The sequence below is a fragment of the Lawsonibacter hominis genome (genome assembly GCF_014287895.1).
Lineage (GTDB): Bacteria > Bacillota > Clostridia > Oscillospirales > Oscillospiraceae > Lawsonibacter_A > Lawsonibacter_A hominis.
On the sequence record NZ_JACOPP010000035.1, the window covers coordinates 1 to 22,430 of the forward strand.

Sequence of the window (22,430 nt, forward strand, 5' to 3'; positions counted from 1 at the left end):
AATGCCAATGGGCGGCTGGACAACCTACTGTCCGCCATATGCCGCTCCTCGCCGCATGAGGCTGGAGGCGGCACCAATCATTCCAAGAGCTGCAACGCTACGGCGGGGCGGCTCTTTGTATATTCTGATGGCGGTGGTGATGATGCCGAATGAAAAGAATCTAAAGCCGTTGAACAAGCGAACAAAGAAGGAACAAAGAAAAATCCAGTCTGCGGGTGGAAAAGCGTCTGGTGAAGTACGACGCCAGAGAAAGACGCTGAAGGAGAACATGAACCTGATTCTCGGGCTTGACGTTTCCGGGGTGAGGGACTTCAACAAGCTTACCGCCATGGGGATACCTGTGGAGGACATTGATAATTCCATGCTGCTGGCGGCGGCGCTGTTCCAAAAGGCAAAGACGGGTGACGTAGCGGCCTGCAAGGAAGTGCGTGAGTGGATCGGAGAAGAAGCAGATACCGACGCGGGGGTGCAGATCATTGACGACTACTAAGCTGTCTGATGTGCTTGCCCCGTCATTTCGGCCCGTGCATGATGCAATCCGAGTTGGGCAGTATAATCAATTTGTGCTGAAGGGTGGGCGCGGGTCTACAAAGTCTTCCTACGTTTCTGTTGAGATGATCCTGCAGCTCATCCGGCACCCGGAAATCCACGCGGTCGTGATGCGTAAGGTGGCCAACACTATGCGTACCACAGTTTTTGCTCAGTATGTTTGGGCGATCACAGAGCTTGGCCTGTACAGCAGGTTTAAGCCGACAGTCTCTCCAATGGAGATCACCTATAGGCCGACGGGTCAGAAGATCATGTTTTTCGGTGCGGACGACCCAGGGAAAATCAAGTCCATCAAGGTGCCGTTCGGGTACATTGGGCTACTGCACTTCGAAGAACTCGATCAATTCGCTGGGGAAGAAGAGATCCGGAATCTGGAACAATCGGTGCTGCGCGGCGGCCCTATTGCACTGGAGTTCAAAAGCTTCAACCCGCCCAGGACGGCCATAAATTGGGCAAATAAATACTGCCTGCGGGATAAGCCGGGGCAGTTGATCCACCACAGCGATTACCGCTCTGTCCCGGTCGAGTGGCTTGGACAGCGCTTCCTTGACGACGCGCACTATCTCAAGTCTATCGACACAGCCGCCTATGAGCATGAGTATTTGGGCGAGGCAAACGGGACGGGGGGGATGGTGTTTGGCAATGTCCACAGCCGGAAGGTTTCCGAAGAGGATATCATAGTGTTTGACCGCATCTACGACGGAGTAGATTGGGGCTATTTCCCGGATCCGTTTGCCTATAACCGGTGCTACTTTGACGCGGCTCGGCGGGATCTGTACTTGTTCCGTGAGGCCACGATGTATAAGGCGGGCAACCGCAAGACAGCGGACAAGCTGATCGAGATGGGCGTGACCGAAAATGACCGCATCACGGCAGACAGCGCAGAACCGAAGAGCGTGGCAGACTATCGGTCTTATGGGTTGTATTGCCACGGTGCCGAGAAGGGGCCCGGAAGCGTCGAATACTCCATGAAGTGGCTACAGTCGCTGGCGCATATTTATATTGATCCAGCCCGATGCCCGGACACATACCGGGAATTTACCGAGTACGAATATGAGCGGACCAAGGATGGGGAGATCGTCAGCGGATACCCGGATGCGAACAACCACCACATCGATGCCGTGCGTTATGCGTTGGAGCCGGTGTGGAGACGGAGGGGACGTTAGTGGGCAAGTTCAAGCGATGGCTTTATAACAAGTTCCTGCCCGCGTGGTGCAAGGATGATCTGCTGGAGTCCAATGCGCGCCTTGCGGAGCAAATCGACGCACAGCGCCGGGAGATCGACCGTCTGAATGCCTACATCAGAGGCATGGAATCCGCGATACGCAGGAGCGCGAGGATAACTGTTTACGGAAATGAGGCGAAGCGCCAGTGAGTATATTGTCTGCCATGTTCAACAGCAGGGTATCCACCCTTGAGCAGGCATTCCAGGCAAAGGACACCACGACAGGTCCGATGCGGAGAGCGATAGAGGAGTGGTTCCGGCTTTATTTTGACACGGAGCCGACTGAGCAGGAGGACCCCTGCCAGCGCATCCCGTTCGTTGTGGTAAACAAGGTCACCAAGGCTTCGTTTTCCGAATATTCCGCATCCTCCGATGACGAATTTGCCGCAAAGTGCCTCAAAAGGCTGGAACTGGTACGCAAAAAAGCGATGCAGCTCGCCATGATCGGCGGGAGCTGTTACATAAAGCCGGTATTGGCATCGGACGGGTTTGATTTTGTCATTGTCCGGCGGGACTGCTACCTGGTCCCGGAGCGCGACTCCGCTGGTAACGCGACAAGCATCGGCTCGGCGGAGTTTTTCTCCGTTGGTGGCGATTATTACGCGCTTTTGGAGCGGCGCACGGTAGACGCGAACGGGTGGCTCGCCATCGAAAACAAGCTGTTCCGGTCAGCAGACAGGAGTGTCCTGGGGATCGAAGTACCGCTGAGTACCCTGGCCAAGTACGATGCGCTGGAACCGTACATCGTCTTCCCGGAGCGGCTTTTTGGGCTTGGGATGGCACAGCTGAAAACTCCGATGGTGAATTGCGTGGACGGTTCCGACGATTCAGTGTCCCTCTATGCGCCTGCTGTCCAGCTGATCCACAACATCAACCGCAACGAGGCGCAGATCAACGGGGAATTTGAACGTGGGAAGAGCCGACTTATCGTCAGCGGGGATATGATGGAAGTCGGGCCGGATGGTCGTAAGCGCCTGACAGACGATATGTTTACCGCGTTGGACGATGATCCGGACAGCGTAGGCGTGACGATCTTTTCGCCAACGCTCCGTGAGCAATCCTTCCTGGCGCGCAAAACAGAGTATCTGCGCAACGTAGAGTCGCAGATCGGGCTGAAGCGCGGAATCCTGTCTGAGGTGGAGGCTGTAGAACGGACGGCGAAGGAGATCACATCTTCTGAGGGCGATTACAACCTGACGATCATCGACTTCCAGCAGGCGTGGGAAGAGGCTATGCGAGAGACGCTGCGCATCTGCTTTGTCCTTGGTTATATGTACAAGCTGACCCGGCATAGGGACTTTGACCAGGACAGCCTTGTTGTGGATTGGGGAGATGGCGTCCTGTACAATCGCGAGAAGGTAGGCCAGGAGATGCTGGCGCAGGTGCAGGCAGGGATCCTGAAGCCGGAACGCTACCTCGCCTGGTATTACGAATTACCATGCGAGACAGAGGCGGACATGGCAAAAATACGGCAGGATTATATGCCGGAGTTGAGTGCGCTGACAGGCGGTGATTGACCATGCTGACGCCGGAGCAGATCGCAGCGCTCCAGGACGCCGCAGCACGCGTGGCTGACCCGATCAACGACTTCCTGCTTGAGGATATCGCCCGGCGCATAGCCGGGGCGGGGCAGCTCACCAGCACGGCGGCCTATCAGGTATGGCGGGCTCAACAGCTTGGATTGTCGCAGTGGGAGATCAAAAAAAGGCTCAGGAAGCTGCTCAATGTCTCCCACAGAGAGTTGAGGAGGCTTCTGACCCAATCAGCAGAAGTTGGATACGACTTTGATATCAAACGCCTCCCATACGTACAGGCTTTGCCATTCGAACAGAACGCGGCGCTGCAGCAGATTGTTTCTGCTGCAGTCAGGCTGGCCCAGGATGACTTCACCAACCTGACGCAGACGCTTGGTATGGTAGGGCCAAACGGGGCTGCCTTACCGCTCCGGGACGCATACAGGGAGTGCATGGATTACGCTTTCAAGCAGGTGTCAACTGGAGCGGCGGATTACAATACAGCGATCCGGCGGGCGACGAAAAATCTGGCCGATCTTGGCGTCAGAATCATTGACTATGAAAGCGGCGTACACACCTCCATTGAGGCGGCCACACGGCGCAACATCATGGGCGGCCTTGGACTGATGATGGAGCAGATCACCCAGCGGAACCACGATGATCTCGGCGCTGACGGATGGGAGATCTCCGCACACGCCAACAGCGCCCCAGATCACGAGCCAATACAGGGCAGGCAGTACACCGATGCGGAGTATGAGGCCCTGAACAACAGCCTTCGGCGGCGCATCGGGACGCTGAACTGCGGGCACGTGGCATTCCCGATCCTGCTTGGGATAAACAGCCCGCAGTATACGCAGGACGAGCTTCGTGCGTTCCGGGAGGATAACGATAAGGGCATCACATACGAAGGTCGGCACTACACCGGCTACGAGGCGACACAGATGCAGCGGAAGGTGGAGCGCTCCATACGGAAGCAGAAGAACCGTATCCTGATAGATGAGGCAACCGGCGATGCAGAGAAACTTCGGACAGACCAGATAAGGCTGCGGCGGCTGAGTGAGGAGTACAAACGATTCTCTAAGGCCGCTGGTTTACGAACTGAGCCCGAACGAGCCATGGTGGCTGGGTTTGGGAGAGGGCAGGCGGCCAGAGTGGCGAAAACAGTTGAAATTTCACCCAAACATGCTACAATAAGTGCCAGTGAAGATAAGGGTGGAAGCGCTGTGCATTATGTAACACGGCTTGACGTTGAAAAATATCGTTGCGTTTCTGGAGGCATTACAACGGATGAAGTGATTATCACAGATGAGCGCATTCAGCATATCAAAGATCACCACCCGAATGATTTTGAGCGGTATGAGCGGTATTTGGTTAAAATTATCGAGGAGCCAGATTATATCCTGGAATCCGATTTGCCACATACGGCATTCTTGCTGAAAGAAATTATAGATGCCGACGAGCGGTTCCAGCTTATTCTGCGGTTAAAAGTAACTGGGGACCCGGAAGGGTATAAAAATTCAGTGATTACATTCTTGAAAATCAGCGAAAAGAAATGGAAGAAATATCTTAGGAACAAGAATGTGCTTTACAAGCGAGAATAAACGGGCTATAATCTAACTAGAATAAGATGGTTATTTGAGGTGGAAATTTCGTGTCGCCACGCGCCACATGCTTTCGGGCAATGGGCAAAAGAAATGCAGGGGAATGGCACGCCTGCCAAATAACCAACCTTATGGGGCCACCTTCGGGTGGCTCCACTTATATTCAGATTAAACCACCAACCTTGTTGGGCGGTGGTTTTCTTATGCCCATTTTTAGGAGGCGAGGCAAATGATTTGCCCATATAACCGGAAGGCCGAGAAGCAAGTCCTGCAAGTTACAAACGAATATGATGACGATGGAAGAAATAACAACACACAGCAGATTACACAGTGGACTTACACAATGATGGAGTGCTCGCAAGAAGGGTGTGCGGTCTGGAGAGACGGACGATGCTGTTACTATGTTGATGGAACAGGGTGCGAGTAGCCCCTGTTTTCTCATACCATTTTTGCCCAGGCCCGGGCGTAATGAGGGCCGCCGCAGGGGACGCCACCCCCGTTATCAAAGCGTAGCGGAAGAAAGGACCATTATGAAGCGGGAATTTCTACAGAACCTCAAAGTTGGAGAGCAGCCCCTGCCCAAAGAGGTCATTGACGCGATCATGGGCGAAAACGGCGCAGACATCGAGGCGGCCAAGAAGCCCTTCGCGGACTACGAAACCATCAAACAGCGGCTTGAGGATGCCAATAAGACCATTGAGGAATTTAAAGGCATGGACGTGGACGGGATCAAAAAGGCTGCTGATGAATGGAAGGAGAAAGCCGAGAAGGCTGAAAGAGACGCAGCAGCAAAGATCGCTGAAATGGAGTTCAATGGTCTCCTGTCCTCGGCTATCACCAGCGCGAAAGGCAAGTCCGTCAAGGCTATCCTGGGCGAACTGGCCGACCAGATGGATGCCCTGCGGGCCAGCAAGAATCAGAAGGCTGATATTAAATCCGCTTTGGAGGCGCTGAAGAAGGATAACGGGTACCTGTTTGATGACGGCCCTACCCCGTCCCCGTATGCGCCAGGCCCCGGAAGGGACCCGATCACACCACAGGAGCCCACCAGCCTCGCGGGTGCGCTCCGGGAAAAGTACAACACGAAAGGATGACTTGAATTATGGCTATTACCCTCGCAGAAGCAAAGGTCGGCATGGCCGACAAGGTAGACCAGCAGATCATCGACATGTTCCGGCGCAGCTCCCTGCTGCTGGACCGGATGACCTTCGACAACTGCATCTCCCCCGGTACCGGCGGATCTACGCTGGCTTACGGCTATATCCAGCTTAAGACGCCCAGTACTGCCGCTGTGCGTACTATCAACACCGAGTATACCGCAAACGAGGCCAAGCGTGAAAAGAAGAGCACCAACGCCATCATCATGGGCGGCTCTTTCGAAGTAGACCGCGTGCTCCAGAATACCTCTGGTGCCGTGGACGAGCTTGCGTTCCAGGCGGAGCAGAAGATCAAGGCGACTGCAAACTATTTCCACAACCTCGTTATCAACGGGACGTCCGCATCCAGCGGGGCCGGTTATGTGACCAGCACTTTCGACGGCCTGAAGAAGCTGCTTTCCGGTACCTCCAACGAGATCACCAGCACGGTCAGCCTTACCAGCGCGTCTGAGCTGGATTCCAACTGCAATGCGTTCCTGGACGAGCTGGACGGCTTCCTGATGGCGCTGGACGGCGTCCCCTCCATGCTGCTGATGAACTCCAAGATGCTCACCCGTGTGCGCGGCTGTGCCCGCCGTGCTGGCTACTATGACCGCACGAAGGATGACTTTGGCCGCTATGTGGAGACCTACAACGGGATCCCCCTGATGGATGCCGGTAAGTACTACAACGGTTCCGCCACCACTGAGGTAATCGCGGATACCGCCGCAAGTGCCAGCGCCGCCGGGACCACCGATATCTACGCCGTGTGCCTTGGACTGGACGGGTTCCACGGCATTTCTCCTACCGGTACCGGCGTGATCAACAACTATATGCCCGATCTGTCTGCGCCCGGCGCAGTCAAGAAGGGCGAAGTTGAGCTGGTGGCTGGCGTTGCCCTGAAGAATACCCTGAAGGCTGCCCGGCTTACCGGTATTGCCATTACGCCCAAGACCGGCAGTTCCGGCGGTTAAGGAGGTGCCTCCTCATGGTGAACTACAATTTTTATCGGACGGAATATTGTGGGGACTCCATCGAGGCGGCTGACTTCGACCGGCTGTCTAAACGAGCCTCGGAGCAGCTCGCACGATACGAGAAAATCTATCGCGTGGACGGCGACGAGGCGGCCCGCAGCATGGCTGTCTGCGCCATGGCCGATGCTTTGTATTACTTTGAGGCTGCAGCCAATGGAGGGGCCGTGACCAGTTCCTCCATCGGCTCGGTCTCCAGCAGCCGGCAGGCTCCTGAAATCGACGTCAGCGCAAAGTCCCAAAACAGGGAGCTGTACCGCTGCGCAAGCCTCTACATGGATATCTACAGGGGGTGCGGGCAATGCTGAGTGTCCGGCCATGCCCCCCTGTCGACTACTCAAAGTGCAGCCAGACGGTTACCGTCTACCATTGGGACGGGGATCATGGGTGCACGCGGACCGTGTATAAGCAGGCTTTCCTGGACTTTAAGAAGACGCAGAACGTGGACAAGACCGGCAGCAAGGAAGCCAATTCCTTCCTGCTGGTCATCCCGTGCTCCACACAGGGCGTTTTTGTCGGAGACAAGGTACTGCTTGGCTCCGGTCCTGAAATCTCAACACGGGAAGCCTGGGCGGCTCTGGTGCCGTCTACAACGCCAGGGTTGGTAATAGTCAAGTACGTAGACCCGAAATACTGGAAAGGCCGTATGGTCCATTTGGAGGCAGGAGGATGAGTACCAGAGTCAAAGTCGAAATGAAGCCGGTAAATACCATCCTTGCGAGACTTGGAGTGGATAAGACGGGCGATGTGCAGCGGTTTGTGACCGAGACCGTCAACCGTATAATCACTCGGTATATGCCGTTTCGATCCGGAGCATTGGCCACAAAGCTCAAGTTTGTCAAAAGCGCGACAGAGATCGAGGTACTTGGACCGTATGCGCGAGTCACTTACTACGGGAAAGTCATGGTTGATTCTCAAACGGGAAAAGGCCCTATGAATATCCCAGGGGTCGGATTGCGCTTTCGGAAGGATGCAACCCTGAGAGCAACAGACCGTGACATGGAATTTGACAAGACCAAAAATCCGAGGGCCGGTCCTTACTGGGACAGGCGCATGATGGCCGCAGAGGGCAGCAGTATCCGCGCCGAGGCGCAAGTCTATGTGAACAGAAAGGCGGGCAAGGCATGACAGCCTTGGAAAAAATCCGTTCGTGGCTTGCCACGTTCCCGGATTTTGATATTTTATCCTCATTCAGCGTTGATTACATAGACCGGGCCGTCCCAAACAACGGCGGAATTTTTCCTGACGGCTTGGTTGAGGTGGAACGCCGAAGGGATATCATGGGGAATAGCACAGTGACCAACCAATACAATTTTGGTATTTACGGAGTGTTTGCCAAGCCACCTGGAGACGATGTCGGCGCTGTGATCAACGCTGATTGGGTGTCTGGATTCCAGGAGTGGGTGCAGGCTCAGTCCGTAACGGGAGATGCCCCCACCTTCGGGGACGTCCCGAACGCTGAAAAAATTACTGCGCAAAACGGGATGCTGTACGATACCGGCGAGGGAACGGCCACCTATATGGTGCAGTTATCCGTACAATTCAAAAAGAAATTTGAGGTGAAGAATCCATGGCTGATATGAACTTTAACACCACATCCGGAGAGACTGTAGCCCGAGAATTGCTAATTGCATATCTGAATACAGGAGAATCCGGTACGCCGGTTTGGAGCCCCGTTGGGAAGCGTGTAGAGGACAGCTCTGAGGAATTTGACTGGGGCGAGGAAACCAAAAAGGATATCTTCGGCAACACCTACACCACTCTAAAGAAGCCTACCATCACACAGACATTTGACCCGTGTGAGTTGGATGCCGCAGATGTTGCGCAGAAGAAGATCTGGAATCTCGCAATCAAGGAACAGAACGCCCAGGCGCTGGCGAACATGGACATGCTGATTGTACACCTGTACGCTGGGACAGCTGATACCGCTGTATTTGCGGAGCGCTTCTCCGCATGCTCTGTCAAGCCGTCAGGGCTCGGAGGTGAGGGCGGCGGAAACATCGGCATGCCGATCGATGTTACCTACGGCGGTACCCGCACGACCGGAACCGCGGCGCTGAGTAATGGTGCCGTTACCTTTACGGCAGACGAATAAAGATTGATAGATGGGTGGCGGAAGGTGACGTCGTCCGCCACCCCCAAAACTAAGGAGGAAATATGGCTGAACTTATTTTTGATACCGGAGTTGTAACGTTTTCCGTGAACGGAAAGTGCGAGATTTCTTTCAACCCGACAGACACACGCTTCGTAGAGAGGCTGTACGATGCGTTTGAGACTCTGGATAAGAAGCAGGAGTGGTACAAGTCCCAGGTGGAAAAGATGGCGGGGAAGAAGGAAATTTTCGCGTTCGCCAAGGAACAGGATGCAGAGATGCGCAGGATCATTGACGGGGTGTTCGAGGCACCGGTCAGCGAAGCAGTATTTGGAGGTATGAGCGTCTACGCAATTGCGAATGGTTTTCCAGTCTGGTGCAATCTTTTGCTCTCCGTAATGGACGAAATTGATACTGCCTTCACTCGCGAACAAAAACTTACTAACCCGCGCATTAGCAAGTACACCAACAAATACAAAAAGTAACACGAAGGGCAGAGCCTAGTACATGGCCCTGCCCTCATGTGGGTGATTAGAGTGTATGAACTTCCAACGTCGCTAACGATCTGTGCAACTAAATACAAAATAAGATCGGATTACAGGGCTGTTTTGGATATCTGCTCCGCATTGAACGATCCAGAGTTGGACGATCAAGAAAAGACGTCAGTCCTTATGGAAATTTTCTACCCTGACTTTTCCGAGATGCCAACTGGTCATTACCAAGAGGCGGTGAAGCGATGCCTTTGGTTCATCGCTGGCGGCGCTCCTGAAACAGACCGGAAAAAGCAGCCGCGTCTCTTGGATTGGGAGCAGGACTTCCAGTATATGGTTGCTCCAGTGAACCGAGTGTTGGGGACTGAAATTAGGGCAACCGAATATTTGCACTGGTGGACGTTTCTTTCTGCATATATGGAAATCGGGGAATGCCTGTTTTCTCAAATCGTCAGGATCAGGGAGAAAAAGGCGACTGGAAAACGGTTGGATAAAGCGGATCGAGAGTGGTACCAAAAGAATCGGCACCTTGTAGATTTCAAGACTACTTACACAGAACAGGAGTCTGATACACTCAAGAAATGGGTGGTATAAACGTCTAACATGGAAAAACGTCACGTTAGCTTGGAATAAATTCTACGCTCAGGCTCATCTCTATGTAAAAAACGTCTCCTGTCTCTAGTGTCAGATTACTGTAAGCCGAAACGCTTTCTATGGATACGGTTGCGTCGTCAATGGCCGCAGAGGCGCTTCCCATCGTCTGAATGAATCCAGGGTCTCCATATGCCTTAATATCACCACGAATTACTCCTAACCCGGACACGGCAACGCAATCATATGTCCCTGCATCAATGTCCTGACCTACGGTGTAAGTTCCTGGCCCAAGAACAATCCCAGATACTTCGGGCGGCGATGACTCGATGGAAACTGGTGTTTCAACATGAGATTGATCATCAAGACCATTCACGTTCGCTTGCATTGGACTATACTTGGTCTCATCTGAGGACATATAAATCACGATCAGAACGAAGAAGATACATAAAACCGCCGCTGTCGCAGCAGCGAAAGGGTGCAAGACTCTACTCCCACAATGCGGGCACACCCTTGCATTCGCTGCGACCTTAAGGCCACACACTTTACATTTTATTGATCTCACAGCTTATACCCCCTTGAATTTTGGCTCTCCAGTTTTGGAGAGTCTTCCCATCTCAATATACCAGATAATAACATGTCGCAGGAAAAAAGTCACGAAAAATCCGATGGGCCGACATCGCATCCGACAGTTTTCATGCGTATGAAGGCGAGGTGCCAAAATGCCAGATGGGTCAATCGTATTCAGCACAGAACTGGACAACAAGGAATTAAACCGCCAACTGCAAAAGAGCAAAAAAGAAATTGAAAAGCTTGGGCAAACGATAGAGGAGCAGGAGGCGAAGAAGTCTCCGCTTGTGCAGCAAGCGCAAGAGCTGGAGCGACGTGTTAAAAGCGCCCGGCTAGAAGCACAGAAATACGCAGCGCAGTGGGAATTGGGCGTGGCTGGAGCAGATAAAAGTCAGTCTGAAGCGATTTCGACCGCGCAGCAATTGGAGATGCAGCACGCTAAACTGGTCAGTCAAATCGACAAGATCGATGCAAAATTGACTCCTGCATATGCAAAATTGGATGGAATGGAAAAATCTGCAGGTGAGTTGGAGCGTGAGCTTGCCGCGGCATCTGGCGGAGCGAGAGCATTTGCGCCAGCAATCAGCCAGGCCGAAAAATATATGAACAGGTTTGTGAACCGTGTAAAGGGGCTTGCAAGACGCGTTTTTGTATTCACGCTCATCACGTCGGCTCTCCGCTCACTCCGGGAGTGGCTTGGGCGAGCGATCAGAACTAACGGCGAGGCAACAGCGTCAATCGCCCGGTTGAAAGCAGCTCTCCTGACGCTGGCACAGCCGCTAGTCGAGATCATTATACCAGCCGTTAAGACGCTAGCAGACTTGCTGACAAGCGTCGTAATGATGACAGCCCAAATTGTTGCAACCATGTTTGGAATGACGGTTGAGCAGTCCCAAAAAGCGGCGGAAGGTCTGCACGAAGAGATGGGTGCCCTTGAAGGCACAGAAAAAGCGGCTGATGATGCAAGCAAATCCTTGGCGGCGTTTGACGAGATCAACAAACTTTCCAGCGCTAACGGGAATAGTGGCGATAGCAACAGTGACAAAGAATCCATAGAACCGGACTTTGCAGGGCTGGACAAGAATGACGATTGGCTCGCAAGTATGATGGAAAAGGTATCTGCGTGGGTTCCTGTTGCAATGTTGCTTGGTGGGATAGCGTTGGTTGCAATCGGAGCTGCAACCGGAAATCTGTTTTTGGTCGTTGCTGGCCTCCTGCTGCTTGGCTATGCCGTAACGGTGAGCGAACAGAATCAAGCGCTACAATCGTGGGTTGATGCTCTTGGCCTGAACAGCGTTCAAGAATTTGTTGTGATTGCTATCCTTTTGGGTGGAATCGCGATGGTCGCCATTGGAGCGGCGATGGGGAACATTTTGCTGGTCTTGGCTGGGCTCGCAATAATTTGGATGGCGATAGCTTATACGCAATCGAGCGGAATGATGAAGAGTTGGACAGAGGAACAAGTCTCAAAAGCTGCGGCCTTCATCACGGCAGCGCTTATACTTGGTGGTATTGCGCTAATCGCCATAGGTGCAGCGACAGCAAATATCCTAATGGTAATTGCTGGCCTTTCGCTGCTCGCAGCTGGGATTTATGTCGGAATCAAAAGTGGTGCGCTAAAAGCATGGGCCGAAGTGCTTGGATTAGATTCCGTATTCGACTATGTAGTAGCTGCAATCCAATTGGCAGGAATCGCCTTGATTGCCATCGGAGCGGCAATGGGGAACATTGTCATGGTAGTTGCAGGGGCCGCTATGCTTCTCACAGGAGTAATTATTGAATCAATCGGAGAAAAAACACTGAAAAGCTGGTGGGAAGTGCTAAAGCTAACCAACATCCAGCAGTGGGTAAGTGCGGCACTTCTGCTTGTTGGAGTAGCGTTAATCGCCGTTGGAGCAGCGATGGCAAATATCTTCATGGTTATCGCGGGCGCGGCTATGCTTGGGTTGGGAATTGTTGTTACGTCACAGAACGACCTCCAAGATTGGGTAACGACGCTTGGCCTAGAAAAGGTAGCAGGATGGGTTACGGCTGCACTGATGTTGGCTGGTATCGCGTTCGTAGTGATAGGAGCAATGACCGTCAACGTCCTTCTTGTCGTAGCCGGAATCGCGCTACTTGGAACCGGTATTTTCATCGGTACTACCACAGGCACATTCAAAAGCTGGGTAGAGTCCCTTGGACTCGAAGAAGTTGCTGGGTGGGTTTCTACTGCTATGTTGCTTGCTGGCATCGCCTTGGTGGCAATAGGCGCAATGACCCTAAACCCACTTTTAATTCTAGCAGGACTTGGATTGCTCGGTGCCGGTGCCGTACTCAAAGGCGCAAGTTATTCCGCAAAATCTTCGCAGGCGGCGCAATCAGCGCAGCTTCAAAGAGCAACGATACCGTCAATGGCAACATACGAAATACCGGCGCTCGCCACAGGCGCAGTTATCCCAGCAAACCGAGAGTTTCTGGCCGTGCTTGGCGACCAGAAGAGCGGGACGAACATCGAGGCCCCTATGTCCACCATTGAGGAAGGCGTCGAAAATGTCCTGCGCCGGAATGGCTGGAACGGGAGCGGTGCGGTTGAAATCCATTTAATCGTATCAGCCAAATCCGGGATCGGGAAGGCGTTAAAGTTTGAAGTGGACAAGGAGACCGAACGTCAGGGCGTAAAGCTCGTGGGGGGATGACATGCAGACAGTATTCACGATAGACGGGAAGAGCTATAACGTCTCAGTCACGGATTTGCAGAGAAAGGCGTCTGTGCTTGACGGTGAGAACGCCGGTCGTGTCATGTCCGGCCTTATGGTCCGCGATATTATCGGTACCTACTATAACTACAGCATGACTCTGGATACCAGAAGCCTGGACTTCGCGGACTACGACGCGCTGTATGAATTACTTACGGCACCAGTCGATTGCCACTCCATTACGGTACCATACGGGCAGGGAACAGCCACCTTCGACGCCTATATCTCCAATGCAGACGATGTGCTCAAAAGGATGGATGGAAGCCGAAATCTGTGGGGCGACCTCCAGATCAATTTTGTGGCAATGGCTCCCAAGAGGTACCCCACATGAGGAATAAGATTGAATACGCCGGAAGAGTTTTTTCGGACGAAGTTGGAGCCGCTTACCACCTGACATCCGGAGACTGCCTGCTGTCGCTTGCGGCCATGTCTGATTCCCTGGCGGCGGACGCCTTGGAGTTTGACGTGAAGAGCAGCGACACAACCCTGATCAACTACAGCCCGAATGCGCAGATGGCCTATCTGTATCGCGGTGAGCGCGTCGGAACATTTTACGTCCAGAATGTCGCCCGGACCGGCGTAGATACCTATCATTTCACGGCGGCGTCTGCAATGGGCCTGCTGATGGGCAAGACGCACTACGGCGGGATGTATACCGGCCAGACGGTAGAGGAGGTCGTGGCGGATATCGTAGCCGGTACCGGCGTGACCGTCTCGATAAAGACTGTATTCCTGGCCTACAAGCTGTACGGGTGGCTGCCGGTGGCGACCGCGCGGGACAACCTGTCCCAGGTGCTCTTTGCCATCGGAGCGGCCCTCAGGACCAACGCCGACGGAGTGCTCCGTGTGACCAGCCTGTTTGCCGAGCCAAGCTGGGCGCGCGACAGCGGAAAATGCTTTATCGACGGCTCTGTCGGCTACGGCACTCCGGTCTCCCGTGTGATCGTCACGGAGCACAAATGGGAGACGGGCACGGAGACGGTCGAGCTATTTGCCGGGGCTGCCGGTCAGGGTGATATCATCCGCTTTGACGAGCCTATGCACAGCCTGTCGGCCAGCGGGTTTGCCATCCTGGAGAGCAACTGCAACTACGCAAGGCTGTCCCAGGGCACGGGCACACTGACCGGGACCAAGTATGTACATAACATGAGGGACATCGTCCGCACAGTATCTGAGACCGAAGGCAACGATGTGACCGTCAAGGAGGCGTACCTGGTCTCCCTGATGAACTCGGTTGGTGTGGCGGAACGCTTGGCTGGCTACTACGCCAACGCCGAAACCATTACCCAGCGGGCAATATGGGCCGGAGAGCATGCGGGTGATGTGGTGCGCACGGCGCATCCTTACGGCGGGTACGTGGATGTGATGCTCACCAACGTGGATATCGCCATGAGCGGCGTCCTGGCTGCCGACGAAGAGGGTGTGGTCGGGTACAAACCGCAGCCGCCGGAGAGCCAAGAGTACTACGATCACGAAGAGGTGCTTACAGGAAGTGGAGAATGGACATCTCCAATCGACGGGACGATAACCGTTGTACTAATTGGCGGTGGAGATGGAGGTGCTTCCGGGAATGCCGGTGAAAAAGGTGGAACTGGTCAGCGCAGTACATATACAGACTTTTGGGACAAGCAGGTCGTTATTACGCCGGGCCCCGGTGGTAACGGTGGCGCCGGAGGGGACGGTGGAAGCGGCGGAAAGTTGCTCCAAGTCAGCATTGAGGTAGCCAAGGGGCAGAAGTTCCAGTTCGCAAGCGGTCTTGGCGGAACCTCCGAGTCAAACGGGAGCGCTACAACATTCGGGGAATACACGTCCGACAATGGAGCACCATCTGATTCCGGTTACACGGACCCCGTATCCGGCGTAAAATATGCCGCCAAGGGAACGAACGGAAAAAGCGGAGGAAAAGGCAGTGGTGTGGGCGACGATGGATCCTCAATTGTCGCTGGCGATACTGTCGACGGGTATACGCCTGGAGAGCGGGGGACAACTGTCTCAGCATCAGACAACGGATATTACCGTGGCAATAGTATTGAGGCAACTACGATCGGGGCTACAAGCCTTGGCGGACTTGGCGGCGGTGCAGCTGTTGGGGCGAATGGGAACGCTGGGGGCTCTGGCACGGCTGCCGCGGCTTCGAGTGATAACACCGATACGACAAATAAGGCATTTACCGGATCACTGACATTGGTTCCTGGTCCAGGAGGGAGAGGTGCAACGCCGCCCGCCCCAGCTGCAAAGGCGCTTTTAGGCGCTGGTGGGGATGGCGGCCACGGAGGTGGCGGTGGCGGCGGCACTGGAGGCGGACAGTATATACACGACCGAAATACGACACAATGGCCGGGAATTACCTTTAACGTCACCGAAAATGTTGGGAACGGAGTTCCAGGAGTCGGCGGAGGCGGCGGCCCGGGAGGAAGCGGCGGTCCCGGGGGTGTGTTGGTGTACTATTCAATACCCAAAGTAGTCAAATCCGGTCGCTTCCTGGCCAACGGCAAGCCGTTTTTCGCCAGGGGACGCCGTACTCTTGCAGTGTGAGGTGGGACTATGGCAATACAAGCAACTTTGCAGGCGTCAGCCTGGGCGGGTACAGAGGCCCCGTACACACAAACCGTAGCGGTAACGGGGCTTGTGGCTGCGCTGGATTGTGCGATCCGCCCATCAAAGACCGCCACAGCAGCGCAGAGGGCTGCGTACCGTTCAGCCCTGGCCTGCATCACAGGGCAAGCCGACGGGGCCATTACGGTCACGGCAGACGGGACAAAGCCTGCGGCAGACATCCCGATCGAGGTGATCCTGTCCTGTGATGCGCGTGTGACTGCGCTGGAAAACATCCTGCAGGGCAATGGCTCCTATACCAGCGATTACAGCGGCGAGGAGATTGACGCGATGCTGGCGTGGGTGGCCACACAGATGGGAGGCAGCACATGACGATCAACGGTACTGACATCACTATGATCCGGGGCGATACGGAGTCCCTGACGATCACCTGTGAGGATGAGGACGGCGTCCTGCGCCCCTTTGAGGCGGGGGACCGGGTGACCCTCACCGTGGCCTTCCGGGTAGGCGGCGAGGCGGTGCTGAAAAAGACGGCGGAGACCTTCCTGGACGGGGCGGCTGTCTTTTGCATTGCCCACGAGGATACCAACGACCTCCAAGCGATGGCGTACCGCTACGATGTACAGCTCACCACAAAGACCGGCGTAGTCAAGACCATCATCCCGCCCAGCGAGTTTAGGTTGGAGGGGGATGTGACCCGTGAGTAACCTGGTTGGCAAGATCGGGAGCGGGGACGGGCTGCTTGGAGCCGTGTCGCCCAGCCGGGATCTAAAGGGTGCATTTGGCGGAAGCTCCGGTGGGATACAGTACGAAATTGGCCCGGGCCTGAAGGTGGAAGGCGGCGTACTGAGCGTCGATACCGCTGATAAGGTGGAGCAGGATAACACCAAGCCGGTCACCTCGGCGGCAGTCCACGTAGAAGTCGGCAATATCGAAGTGCTGCTTGCAGCGCTCTAGAAGGGAGAACATTATGAGTATTGCAACCCAAATCAGAAGATTGCAGGATCTGCGGAATACCCTGCGTATCAAGCTGGTCGCGCTCGGTTTGGTACAGAGCTCCGCCAACCTGGAGGACTGTGTTACGGCGGTCGACGGCCTTGTCAACAACGGTGCAGTCAGCGGATCTATCGCTGCAAAGTCCCAGGAGTATACTGTCCCAGCCGGATATCATAACGGCTCCGGAAAGGTAGCCATCTCATCCACGGAACAGGATAAGATCATTCCGGGCAACATCAAGAGCGGAGTTACCATGCTGGGCGTGGAAGGAGCGTATACCGGCGAGGGCGTCACCCTGCAGACCAAGTCCGTTACTCCTACCAAGTCCGCACAGGATGTGACAGCAGACGATGGATATGATGCCTTGTCCAAGGTGACGGTTGGTGCTATCCCGGACGCCTATCAGGATGTATCCGGCGTGACTGCAGTGGCTGCGGACGTGCTGGCCAACAAGATCATCGTGGGACCGGACGGAAAACAGGTAGCAGGCACCATGCCGAACAATGGCGCATTGGCGGTGACAATCGACGGCCTTACCATTACCGAGTACACGGTCCCGGCTGGTTACCACTCGGGTGCAGGCAAGGTCGCTCTGACCAATGATATCGAAACGGCTCTGGCTGCGATCTGAGGTGGGCTATGAGCGTACAAAGCGAAATTGACCGGCTCAATGCGGCCAAGACCAGCCTTGCTGCAGCTATAGCAGATCAGGGTGTGGAGGTACCTGGCGATGCCGGGTTGGAGGATTATGCTGCTCTGGTCGCCAGCATCAAAACCGGCGGCATACCAGTGGTGACTACGGCTGGTACAGGGAATGCCTACACGGCTACGGTTGAGGGTATCACGGAGCTGTATAACGGTTTGACACTGGTATTGATTCCACATGTATCCAGCTCAGCTTTTATCCCAACCCTTAATTTGAACGGGCTTGGTGCGGTGCAAATCCGCAGAACATACTCCAGTACCACGATGGGTAATGATGGTGGATTCTACCAAAATTGGCTTTATGAATCTGTCCCGGTATTGATTTCCTACGATGCATCTAACCCGAGATGGATCGTGCATACCATGTCAAAGCCGGAAGCAATCGATTTGAAGGGTATCGTTCCAGCCTCGAAGGGCGGCACTGGAAAACAATCTCTGACCTCCGGATCCTACCTCGTCGGAAACGGCACCGCCGCCGTCCAGCTGAAGACCCCTGCCCAGGTGCGGGAGGATATCGGGACGTTCTTTACGGTGACGTATAATACCACCACTTATGCGGAAGCTCGGGCGGCTGTTCTGGCTGGACAGATGCCAGTTTTCCGTAAAGGTACTGATATCGGCGTGTGTGTACAGGCACCGGCCTCGGAGACCGACACGACCCAATTCGTCTTCCTGATTAAGTACAACCAAGACGGCGGAGACTATTACACCCTTAGCTCAAACAACTCCTATGGCTACTACAGAAGTTTTTGGCTGTCTAAATTCGGTGGTACGCTCACTGGAGCGCTGACTGCAGCAGAAGATACTGCACCTGCAACCGCCAAGGTGCGCAATACCGCATTGGTAAGCACAGAGACGGCTCCGACCGTCAACGGCGTAATCAACTGGACGTATGCGTGAGGTGATAGCATGGCGCACAAAACACTTGTAAACGGGACGGCCTATGACATCACCGGAGGAATGACCCTGGTGGAGGGCACGTCCTACAGCATCAAGGGCGGAAAGACGCTGATCGGCGGAACGGAGTATGATATTTCGTTTGCTCTACCAGCTGGGGTTTTGGATTTGTTTGGCTCTAGTTCTAGCGGTAGCGGTATCAATTGCATTACCTACGCTGACGGCTATTGGGTTGTTGGCGGACGATGCTATGATGGCACTAACTATTACGCACGCATTGCCTACGCAACCAGTCTTGATGGCACGTGGACGACACGGGATTTGTGGAGCGGCACTAACTCTGCTAATACCGTCAACTGTATCGCCTACGCAGATGGCTACTGGGCAGTTGGCGGATGCCGCTATTATGGAAACTATTTAGCTACTGTTTATTATGCAACAAGTCTTGATGGCACGTGGGAAGGACGTAATCTTTGGAGCGATACCACTTACAGTCAGAACAGTATCAATTGCATTACCTGCGCAGATGGCTACTGGGTGGTTGGCGGACGGCATTATGATGGCAGAACCGGTTACGCTCGTATCGCATACGGAACAAGTCTTGGCAGTTGGACAACGAAAAATTTGTGGAGCAGCAGTGGTCAGAACAGCATCAATTGCATCACCTATGCTAACGGTTATTGGGTAATGGGCGGAATGTATTATTATTCTGCTACTTATTACGCCCGAATCGGCTACGCAGAGAGTCTTTCAGGTTTGTTTTCATTGGGAAATGTATGGAGCGGTGGCGAAATGTATGCCAAGATCACCTGCATTACTTATGCCAATGGGTATTGGGTAGTTGGTGGAGTACGCTATAGTAGTGCCGCTTATCATGCACGTATCGCTTACGCCACAACTCTATCTGGTGTGTGGACAACTGTTGATCTTTGGAACGGTGGTGGCGGCAGTGATACTCAGTGTGTCAATGGGATTATGTATGTTAACGGTTATTGGGTATTAGGTGGGAGTCACGCTAGTGGCAGCACTTATTACGCACGCATTGCCTACGCAACCAGTCTTGATGGCACGTGGACAATCGTTGACGTATGGAGCGGTGGCAGTGACTACCTCTACTGTATCACCAACGCAAATGGCTATTGGGTAGTGGGCGGACGGCATTATGATGGCAGCACCTGCTATGCTCGACTCGCATATGCCGGAAGACCAGAAGACCTTGGAAACACAGAATAAGTCTTAAGGAGGTACACCTAAATGATTTGCGTTAAAGTAAAGGACATCCTATATACTGCCATTGTCGCAGGCAGAATGTCCGACAAGGATTGGGATAATCGAGAAAGTAAGGCCATTACGATGACCGCTGATTTCGACACAGTGGATGCTCTGTTCCCGGATGGTACCGCGTGGAGCATCGTCAACGAGGAGACCGCGCCTGTGGTGGACGAGGAGGGGAACCCTGTCCTCGATGACGCTGGTAACCCGACAACGGCCACACAGCAGACCGAGTTCGACAATTCGGCGTTCAGCATCCGCGGCGACCTGACCGTACATGTGGACGGCACCTGCACGGTAAAGATGGGAAAGCCGACCGACCTTGAGGATGCCTATGAGAATCTGTACGGAGGTGCTGAGTGATGAGCGCGAGAGCAAGGGCACTGGCGAACCTGTACCGCCGCAATAAGGTAACCAAAGACGGGCTAAAGCGGGCGGTAGCGGACGGAGTTATCACGAGCACGGAATACCGGGAGATCACCGGAGATGAGTACCAACAGGCATAACAAAAGCCGCCCCTGCGAGCGGCAAAAAAAGAAAGGAAGTATCATCATGAACGGAAAGAACACCATCAACTGGAACACCCTGACCCCCGCCATCTTTGCAATCGGCGAGAAAAACAATTGCGACCTCGGCGTGGCCGCAGACCGGTGTATGCAGAACATCCGGGAGGGCCGTGCGGTCAACGCCATGGGTGAGTTGCCCATTGCCCATCAGGTGGACTGGCCCCGCATCGGCAAGGCGTATTCCGCTATGGATGAGGCAGAGCGCAAGGCCGCTAACGACGGCCTCAATGCCTGGCTGCGCACCATGCGGGGCAACTACAAGTCCCTGTGCGCCCTCTGGGCGGCCAAGGACTACGACGCCATGGTCAAGCTGATGGAGGGCGCGAGCGACCCCGGCCCCATCAGCGGGGACAAGCCTGGTGACGGCCAGTAAACTGCTCTCCGTCGCCCGCTCTCAGCTGGGGATCACCGAGTCCCCGGCTGGGAGCAACCGCGTGAAATACAATGAGGAATACTACGGCAGGCCGGTCAGCGGGCGGCAGTACCCGTGGTGCGTCGTCTTCCAGTGGTGGTGCTTCCGGGAGGCAGGCGCGTCCCGTCTGTTCTACGGCGGAGGCCAGACGGCCTCCTGCACGGCCCTGTACAGCTACCACAAAAAGCGCAACCAGGCCGTCACGGACTACATGCCGGGGGATCTGGTGTTCTTCAATTTCAGCGGCGGCACGGCGACGGAGCACGTGGGCCTCTGCGAGAGCTATGACGGCGTTTATATCACCACCATAGACGGGAATACCGGGACGGGCAATGAGGCCAATGGCGGGGCCGTGATGCGCCGCAGACGGCACAAGAGATACATTGTCGGGGCGTACCGTCCCGCATACCAGAAGGAGACCGCTATGACTACGGAAGAAGCCAAGAGCACATTGAAAGCCAAGGCCGGTCTGAGCGATACCACCATCGAGTACCTGTGGAGCTACCGATGGGGCGATGAGCTGCTGGTCAAGCTGGCTGAGGCGATGGAGGGCACATGAAAAAACTATTTATTTCCCAGCCCATGAGAGGCAAAACAGACGAAGAAATCCTGGCAGAACGGGCGGATGCTGTGCAGTCGGCACGGGACGCGCTGGGTGAAGAGGTGGAGGTCATCGACAGTTTCTTCGGCACCTCTGATATGAGCCACGCCCTGGAATACCTTGGCGAGAGCCTGAAACTGCTGGCAAGGGCGGATATAGCCTATTTTGCTCCCGGATGGAACGAGGCCAGAGGATGCAAAATTGAGCACGTCTGCGCGGAGGAATATGGTATCCACCATATCGACGCGTGAGGAGGGCGCTTAATGGAGAACGTTGTGTACATCAAAAACGCCGTGCTGGCTGCCCTGGCCGCGCTCGGGACGTTTGTTGCAAATGCTTTGGGAGGGTGGGATGCCGCCTTGCAGGTGCTCATCGGGCTGATGGCGGCGGACTACGTGACCGGCCTGATCGTGGCCGGGGTGTTCAAGCGCTCCGGCAAAAGCGAGACCGGGGCATTGGAGAGCCGGGCGGGCTTCAAGGGGATCGTACGTAAGTGCACGATCCTGATGCTGGTGTGGGTGGCCACCATGCTGGACCGCCTGACCGGGGCCGCCTACATCCGCACTGCCGTTTGCCTGTTCTTCATCGGCAACGAGGGGCTGTCCATCCTGGAGAATACCGCACTGATGGGGGTACCATACCCGGCCTTCGTGCGGAACGCCTTGGAGGCCATGCGGGACAAGGGAGACGGCGGAAAAGCAGATACCAATACGTAAGACAAGCCCGGACGGCATGGAGTGATCCAGCCTTCCGGGCTTTTTTGTTTGTCCCCGCCGCCCGGAGCATCGGCTCTTGGGTGGCGGGGGATGTTTTGTGAGCAGAAATTTAAATGATAAAACTTTTGTTTTTTGAACGGTTTATGAGTTGACGTTCAATTCTTAATATAT

General features: G+C 54.7%; 30 protein-coding genes. 29 read left to right on the forward strand and 1 reads right to left on the reverse strand.

What is annotated here, in order from left to right; genetic code table 11:
* From H8S57_RS15145 to H8S57_RS15210, 14 genes are all read left to right on the forward strand, one after another.
* Nucleotides 1–490, forward strand: a 490-nt coding sequence (locus tag H8S57_RS15145; protein ID WP_369807638.1) for a hypothetical protein, incomplete at its 5' end; no start/stop codon positions are given.
* Between the two features lie 34 nt (nt 491–524).
* Nucleotides 525–1,715: a PBSX family phage terminase large subunit gene (locus tag H8S57_RS15150; RefSeq protein ID WP_369807639.1), complete on the forward strand. Its 1,191-nt coding sequence runs from the start codon at nt 525–527 to the stop codon at nt 1,713–1,715.
* Nucleotides 1,715–1,924 carry a hypothetical protein gene (locus H8S57_RS15155; RefSeq protein WP_186908844.1) on the forward strand — a complete coding sequence of 70 codons (210 nt, stop codon included), beginning with the start codon at nt 1,715–1,717 and terminating at the stop codon, nt 1,922–1,924. Before H8S57_RS15150 ends, H8S57_RS15155 begins: the two co-directional genes overlap by 1 nt.
* Nucleotides 1,921–3,291, forward strand: coding sequence for a hypothetical protein (locus H8S57_RS15160; protein ID WP_186908845.1), 1,371 nt, complete (start codon nt 1,921–1,923; stop codon nt 3,289–3,291). The genes H8S57_RS15155 and H8S57_RS15160 overlap by 4 nt, the downstream gene beginning before the upstream one ends.
* A 2-nt stretch (nt 3,292–3,293) precedes the next feature.
* Entirely contained in the window at nt 3,294–4,889 is a 1,596-nt protein-coding gene (locus H8S57_RS15165; protein WP_186908846.1) for a phage minor capsid protein, read from the forward strand.
* Between the two features lie 530 nt (nt 4,890–5,419).
* Nucleotides 5,420–5,983 carry a phage scaffolding protein gene (locus tag H8S57_RS15170; RefSeq protein ID WP_186908847.1) on the forward strand — a complete coding sequence of 188 codons (564 nt, stop codon included), beginning with the start codon at nt 5,420–5,422 and terminating at the stop codon, nt 5,981–5,983.
* Between the two features lie 8 nt (nt 5,984–5,991).
* On the forward strand, nt 5,992–6,999 hold the full coding sequence (locus H8S57_RS15175; RefSeq protein ID WP_186908848.1) for a major capsid protein: 1,008 nt from the start codon (nt 5,992–5,994) through the stop codon (nt 6,997–6,999).
* Nucleotides 7,000–7,013: 14 nt separating this feature from the next.
* Nucleotides 7,014–7,364: a hypothetical protein gene (locus tag H8S57_RS15180; protein ID WP_186908849.1), complete on the forward strand. Its 351-nt coding sequence runs from the start codon at nt 7,014–7,016 to the stop codon at nt 7,362–7,364.
* Entirely contained in the window at nt 7,358–7,729 is a 372-nt protein-coding gene (locus tag H8S57_RS15185; RefSeq protein WP_186908850.1) for a hypothetical protein, read from the forward strand. Before H8S57_RS15180 ends, H8S57_RS15185 begins: the two co-directional genes overlap by 7 nt.
* Nucleotides 7,726–8,184 carry a minor capsid protein gene (locus tag H8S57_RS15190; protein ID WP_186908851.1) on the forward strand — a complete coding sequence of 153 codons (459 nt, stop codon included), beginning with the start codon at nt 7,726–7,728 and terminating at the stop codon, nt 8,182–8,184. Before H8S57_RS15185 ends, H8S57_RS15190 begins: the two co-directional genes overlap by 4 nt.
* Nucleotides 8,181–8,639: a hypothetical protein gene (locus H8S57_RS15195; RefSeq protein ID WP_186908852.1), complete on the forward strand. Its 459-nt coding sequence runs from the start codon at nt 8,181–8,183 to the stop codon at nt 8,637–8,639. The genes H8S57_RS15190 and H8S57_RS15195 overlap by 4 nt, the downstream gene beginning before the upstream one ends.
* Nucleotides 8,627–9,151, forward strand: a complete 525-nt coding sequence (locus H8S57_RS15200) for a hypothetical protein (RefSeq protein WP_186908853.1) — start codon at nt 8,627–8,629, stop codon at nt 9,149–9,151. The genes H8S57_RS15195 and H8S57_RS15200 overlap by 13 nt, the downstream gene beginning before the upstream one ends.
* A gap of 62 nt (nt 9,152–9,213) precedes the next feature.
* Nucleotides 9,214–9,633, forward strand: a complete 420-nt coding sequence (locus tag H8S57_RS15205) for a hypothetical protein (RefSeq protein ID WP_186908854.1) — start codon at nt 9,214–9,216, stop codon at nt 9,631–9,633.
* A gap of 36 nt (nt 9,634–9,669) precedes the next feature.
* Nucleotides 9,670–10,233, forward strand: coding sequence for a Gp15 family bacteriophage protein (locus H8S57_RS15210; protein ID WP_186908855.1), 564 nt, complete (start codon nt 9,670–9,672; stop codon nt 10,231–10,233).
* A 25-nt stretch (nt 10,234–10,258) separates the two neighbouring features.
* Here the strand turns inward: H8S57_RS15210 and H8S57_RS15215 are convergent, their stop codons facing one another.
* Nucleotides 10,259–10,606, reverse strand: a complete 348-nt coding sequence (locus tag H8S57_RS15215) for a hypothetical protein (RefSeq protein ID WP_207723828.1) — start codon at nt 10,604–10,606, stop codon at nt 10,259–10,261.
* A gap of 346 nt (nt 10,607–10,952) precedes the next feature.
* Here H8S57_RS15215 and H8S57_RS15220 point away from each other — a divergent pair, with 346 nt between their 5' ends.
* The 15 genes from H8S57_RS15220 to H8S57_RS15290 all read left to right on the forward strand — a co-directional run bounded on the left by H8S57_RS15220 (nt 10,953) and on the right by H8S57_RS15290 (nt 22,259).
* Nucleotides 10,953–13,478: a hypothetical protein gene (locus tag H8S57_RS15220; protein ID WP_186908857.1), complete on the forward strand. Its 2,526-nt coding sequence runs from the start codon at nt 10,953–10,955 to the stop codon at nt 13,476–13,478.
* A 73-nt stretch (nt 13,479–13,551) separates the two neighbouring features.
* Nucleotides 13,552–13,869: a hypothetical protein gene (locus H8S57_RS15225; protein WP_243204854.1), complete on the forward strand. Its 318-nt coding sequence runs from the start codon at nt 13,552–13,554 to the stop codon at nt 13,867–13,869.
* Nucleotides 13,866–16,073 carry a hypothetical protein gene (locus tag H8S57_RS15230; RefSeq protein ID WP_186908859.1) on the forward strand — a complete coding sequence of 736 codons (2,208 nt, stop codon included), beginning with the start codon at nt 13,866–13,868 and terminating at the stop codon, nt 16,071–16,073. The genes H8S57_RS15225 and H8S57_RS15230 overlap by 4 nt, the downstream gene beginning before the upstream one ends.
* A gap of 9 nt (nt 16,074–16,082) precedes the next feature.
* Nucleotides 16,083–16,466: a hypothetical protein gene (locus H8S57_RS15235; protein WP_186908860.1), complete on the forward strand. Its 384-nt coding sequence runs from the start codon at nt 16,083–16,085 to the stop codon at nt 16,464–16,466.
* Nucleotides 16,463–16,801 carry a hypothetical protein gene (locus H8S57_RS15240; RefSeq protein WP_186908861.1) on the forward strand — a complete coding sequence of 113 codons (339 nt, stop codon included), beginning with the start codon at nt 16,463–16,465 and terminating at the stop codon, nt 16,799–16,801. The genes H8S57_RS15235 and H8S57_RS15240 overlap by 4 nt, the downstream gene beginning before the upstream one ends.
* Nucleotides 16,794–17,051 carry a hypothetical protein gene (locus tag H8S57_RS15245; RefSeq protein ID WP_186908862.1) on the forward strand — a complete coding sequence of 86 codons (258 nt, stop codon included), beginning with the start codon at nt 16,794–16,796 and terminating at the stop codon, nt 17,049–17,051. The genes H8S57_RS15240 and H8S57_RS15245 overlap by 8 nt, the downstream gene beginning before the upstream one ends.
* A gap of 13 nt (nt 17,052–17,064) precedes the next feature.
* The gene (locus tag H8S57_RS15250) at nt 17,065–17,721 is read left to right on the forward strand and encodes a hypothetical protein (protein WP_186908863.1); all 657 of its coding nucleotides are present in this window, start codon (nt 17,065–17,067) and stop codon (nt 17,719–17,721) included.
* An 8-nt stretch (nt 17,722–17,729) separates the two neighbouring features.
* Entirely contained in the window at nt 17,730–18,695 is a 966-nt protein-coding gene (locus H8S57_RS15255) for a hypothetical protein (RefSeq protein WP_186908864.1), read from the forward strand.
* A gap of 9 nt (nt 18,696–18,704) precedes the next feature.
* On the forward strand, nt 18,705–19,925 hold the full coding sequence (locus tag H8S57_RS15260; protein WP_186908865.1) for a hypothetical protein: 1,221 nt from the start codon (nt 18,705–18,707) through the stop codon (nt 19,923–19,925).
* A 21-nt stretch (nt 19,926–19,946) separates the two neighbouring features.
* Complete coding sequence (locus tag H8S57_RS15265) at nt 19,947–20,327, forward strand: hypothetical protein (RefSeq protein ID WP_186908866.1); 381 nt, start codon at nt 19,947–19,949, stop codon at nt 20,325–20,327.
* A complete protein-coding gene (locus tag H8S57_RS15270) occupies nt 20,327–20,470 on the forward strand; it encodes an XkdX family protein (RefSeq protein ID WP_186908867.1) in 144 nt (47 codons plus the stop codon). Before H8S57_RS15265 ends, H8S57_RS15270 begins: the two co-directional genes overlap by 1 nt.
* 46 nt (nt 20,471–20,516) lie before the next feature.
* Entirely contained in the window at nt 20,517–20,903 is a 387-nt protein-coding gene (locus H8S57_RS15275) for a hypothetical protein (RefSeq protein ID WP_186908868.1), read from the forward strand.
* The gene (locus tag H8S57_RS15280; protein WP_186908869.1) at nt 20,890–21,501 is read left to right on the forward strand and encodes a CHAP domain-containing protein; all 612 of its coding nucleotides are present in this window, start codon (nt 20,890–20,892) and stop codon (nt 21,499–21,501) included. Before H8S57_RS15275 ends, H8S57_RS15280 begins: the two co-directional genes overlap by 14 nt.
* Nucleotides 21,498–21,794 (forward strand): DUF4406 domain-containing protein, encoded by a 297-nt coding sequence (locus H8S57_RS15285; protein ID WP_186908870.1) that lies wholly within the window; start codon nt 21,498–21,500, stop codon nt 21,792–21,794. The genes H8S57_RS15280 and H8S57_RS15285 overlap by 4 nt, the downstream gene beginning before the upstream one ends.
* A 12-nt stretch (nt 21,795–21,806) precedes the next feature.
* Entirely contained in the window at nt 21,807–22,259 is a 453-nt protein-coding gene (locus H8S57_RS15290) for a phage holin family protein (protein WP_186908871.1), read from the forward strand.
* The last annotated feature ends 171 nt before the right edge of the window (nt 22,260–22,430 follow it).

What these genes read in the sequence shown, in the direction of transcription:
- H8S57_RS15165 (WP_186908846.1), top strand. Translation starts at nt 3,294, where the DNA reads ATGCTGACGCCGGAGCAGATCGCAGCGCTCCAGGACGCCGCAGCACGC.
- H8S57_RS15170 (WP_186908847.1), top strand. Translation starts at nt 5,420, where the DNA reads ATGAAGCGGGAATTTCTACAGAACCTCAAAGTTGGAGAGCAGCCCCTG.
- H8S57_RS15175 (WP_186908848.1), top strand. Translation starts at nt 5,992, where the DNA reads ATGGCTATTACCCTCGCAGAAGCAAAGGTCGGCATGGCCGACAAGGTA.
- H8S57_RS15180 (WP_186908849.1), top strand. Translation starts at nt 7,014, where the DNA reads ATGGTGAACTACAATTTTTATCGGACGGAATATTGTGGGGACTCCATC.
- H8S57_RS15185 (WP_186908850.1), top strand. Translation starts at nt 7,358, where the DNA reads ATGCTGAGTGTCCGGCCATGCCCCCCTGTCGACTACTCAAAGTGCAGC.
- H8S57_RS15190 (WP_186908851.1), top strand. Translation starts at nt 7,726, where the DNA reads ATGAGTACCAGAGTCAAAGTCGAAATGAAGCCGGTAAATACCATCCTT.
- H8S57_RS15195 (WP_186908852.1), top strand. Translation starts at nt 8,181, where the DNA reads ATGACAGCCTTGGAAAAAATCCGTTCGTGGCTTGCCACGTTCCCGGAT.
- H8S57_RS15200 (WP_186908853.1), top strand. Translation starts at nt 8,627, where the DNA reads ATGGCTGATATGAACTTTAACACCACATCCGGAGAGACTGTAGCCCGA.
- H8S57_RS15205 (WP_186908854.1), top strand. Translation starts at nt 9,214, where the DNA reads ATGGCTGAACTTATTTTTGATACCGGAGTTGTAACGTTTTCCGTGAAC.
- H8S57_RS15210 (WP_186908855.1), top strand. Translation starts at nt 9,670, where the DNA reads ATGTGGGTGATTAGAGTGTATGAACTTCCAACGTCGCTAACGATCTGT.
- H8S57_RS15220 (WP_186908857.1), top strand. Translation starts at nt 10,953, where the DNA reads ATGCCAGATGGGTCAATCGTATTCAGCACAGAACTGGACAACAAGGAA.
- H8S57_RS15230 (WP_186908859.1), top strand. Translation starts at nt 13,866, where the DNA reads ATGAGGAATAAGATTGAATACGCCGGAAGAGTTTTTTCGGACGAAGTT.
- H8S57_RS15235 (WP_186908860.1), top strand. Translation starts at nt 16,083, where the DNA reads ATGGCAATACAAGCAACTTTGCAGGCGTCAGCCTGGGCGGGTACAGAG.
- H8S57_RS15240 (WP_186908861.1), top strand. Translation starts at nt 16,463, where the DNA reads ATGACGATCAACGGTACTGACATCACTATGATCCGGGGCGATACGGAG.
- H8S57_RS15250 (WP_186908863.1), top strand. Translation starts at nt 17,065, where the DNA reads ATGAGTATTGCAACCCAAATCAGAAGATTGCAGGATCTGCGGAATACC.
- H8S57_RS15255 (WP_186908864.1), top strand. Translation starts at nt 17,730, where the DNA reads ATGAGCGTACAAAGCGAAATTGACCGGCTCAATGCGGCCAAGACCAGC.
- H8S57_RS15260 (WP_186908865.1), top strand. Translation starts at nt 18,705, where the DNA reads ATGGCGCACAAAACACTTGTAAACGGGACGGCCTATGACATCACCGGA.
- H8S57_RS15265 (WP_186908866.1), top strand. Translation starts at nt 19,947, where the DNA reads ATGATTTGCGTTAAAGTAAAGGACATCCTATATACTGCCATTGTCGCA.
- H8S57_RS15270 (WP_186908867.1), top strand. Translation starts at nt 20,327, where the DNA reads ATGAGCGCGAGAGCAAGGGCACTGGCGAACCTGTACCGCCGCAATAAG.
- H8S57_RS15275 (WP_186908868.1), top strand. Translation starts at nt 20,517, where the DNA reads ATGAACGGAAAGAACACCATCAACTGGAACACCCTGACCCCCGCCATC.
- H8S57_RS15285 (WP_186908870.1), top strand. Translation starts at nt 21,498, where the DNA reads ATGAAAAAACTATTTATTTCCCAGCCCATGAGAGGCAAAACAGACGAA.
- H8S57_RS15290 (WP_186908871.1), top strand. Translation starts at nt 21,807, where the DNA reads ATGGAGAACGTTGTGTACATCAAAAACGCCGTGCTGGCTGCCCTGGCC.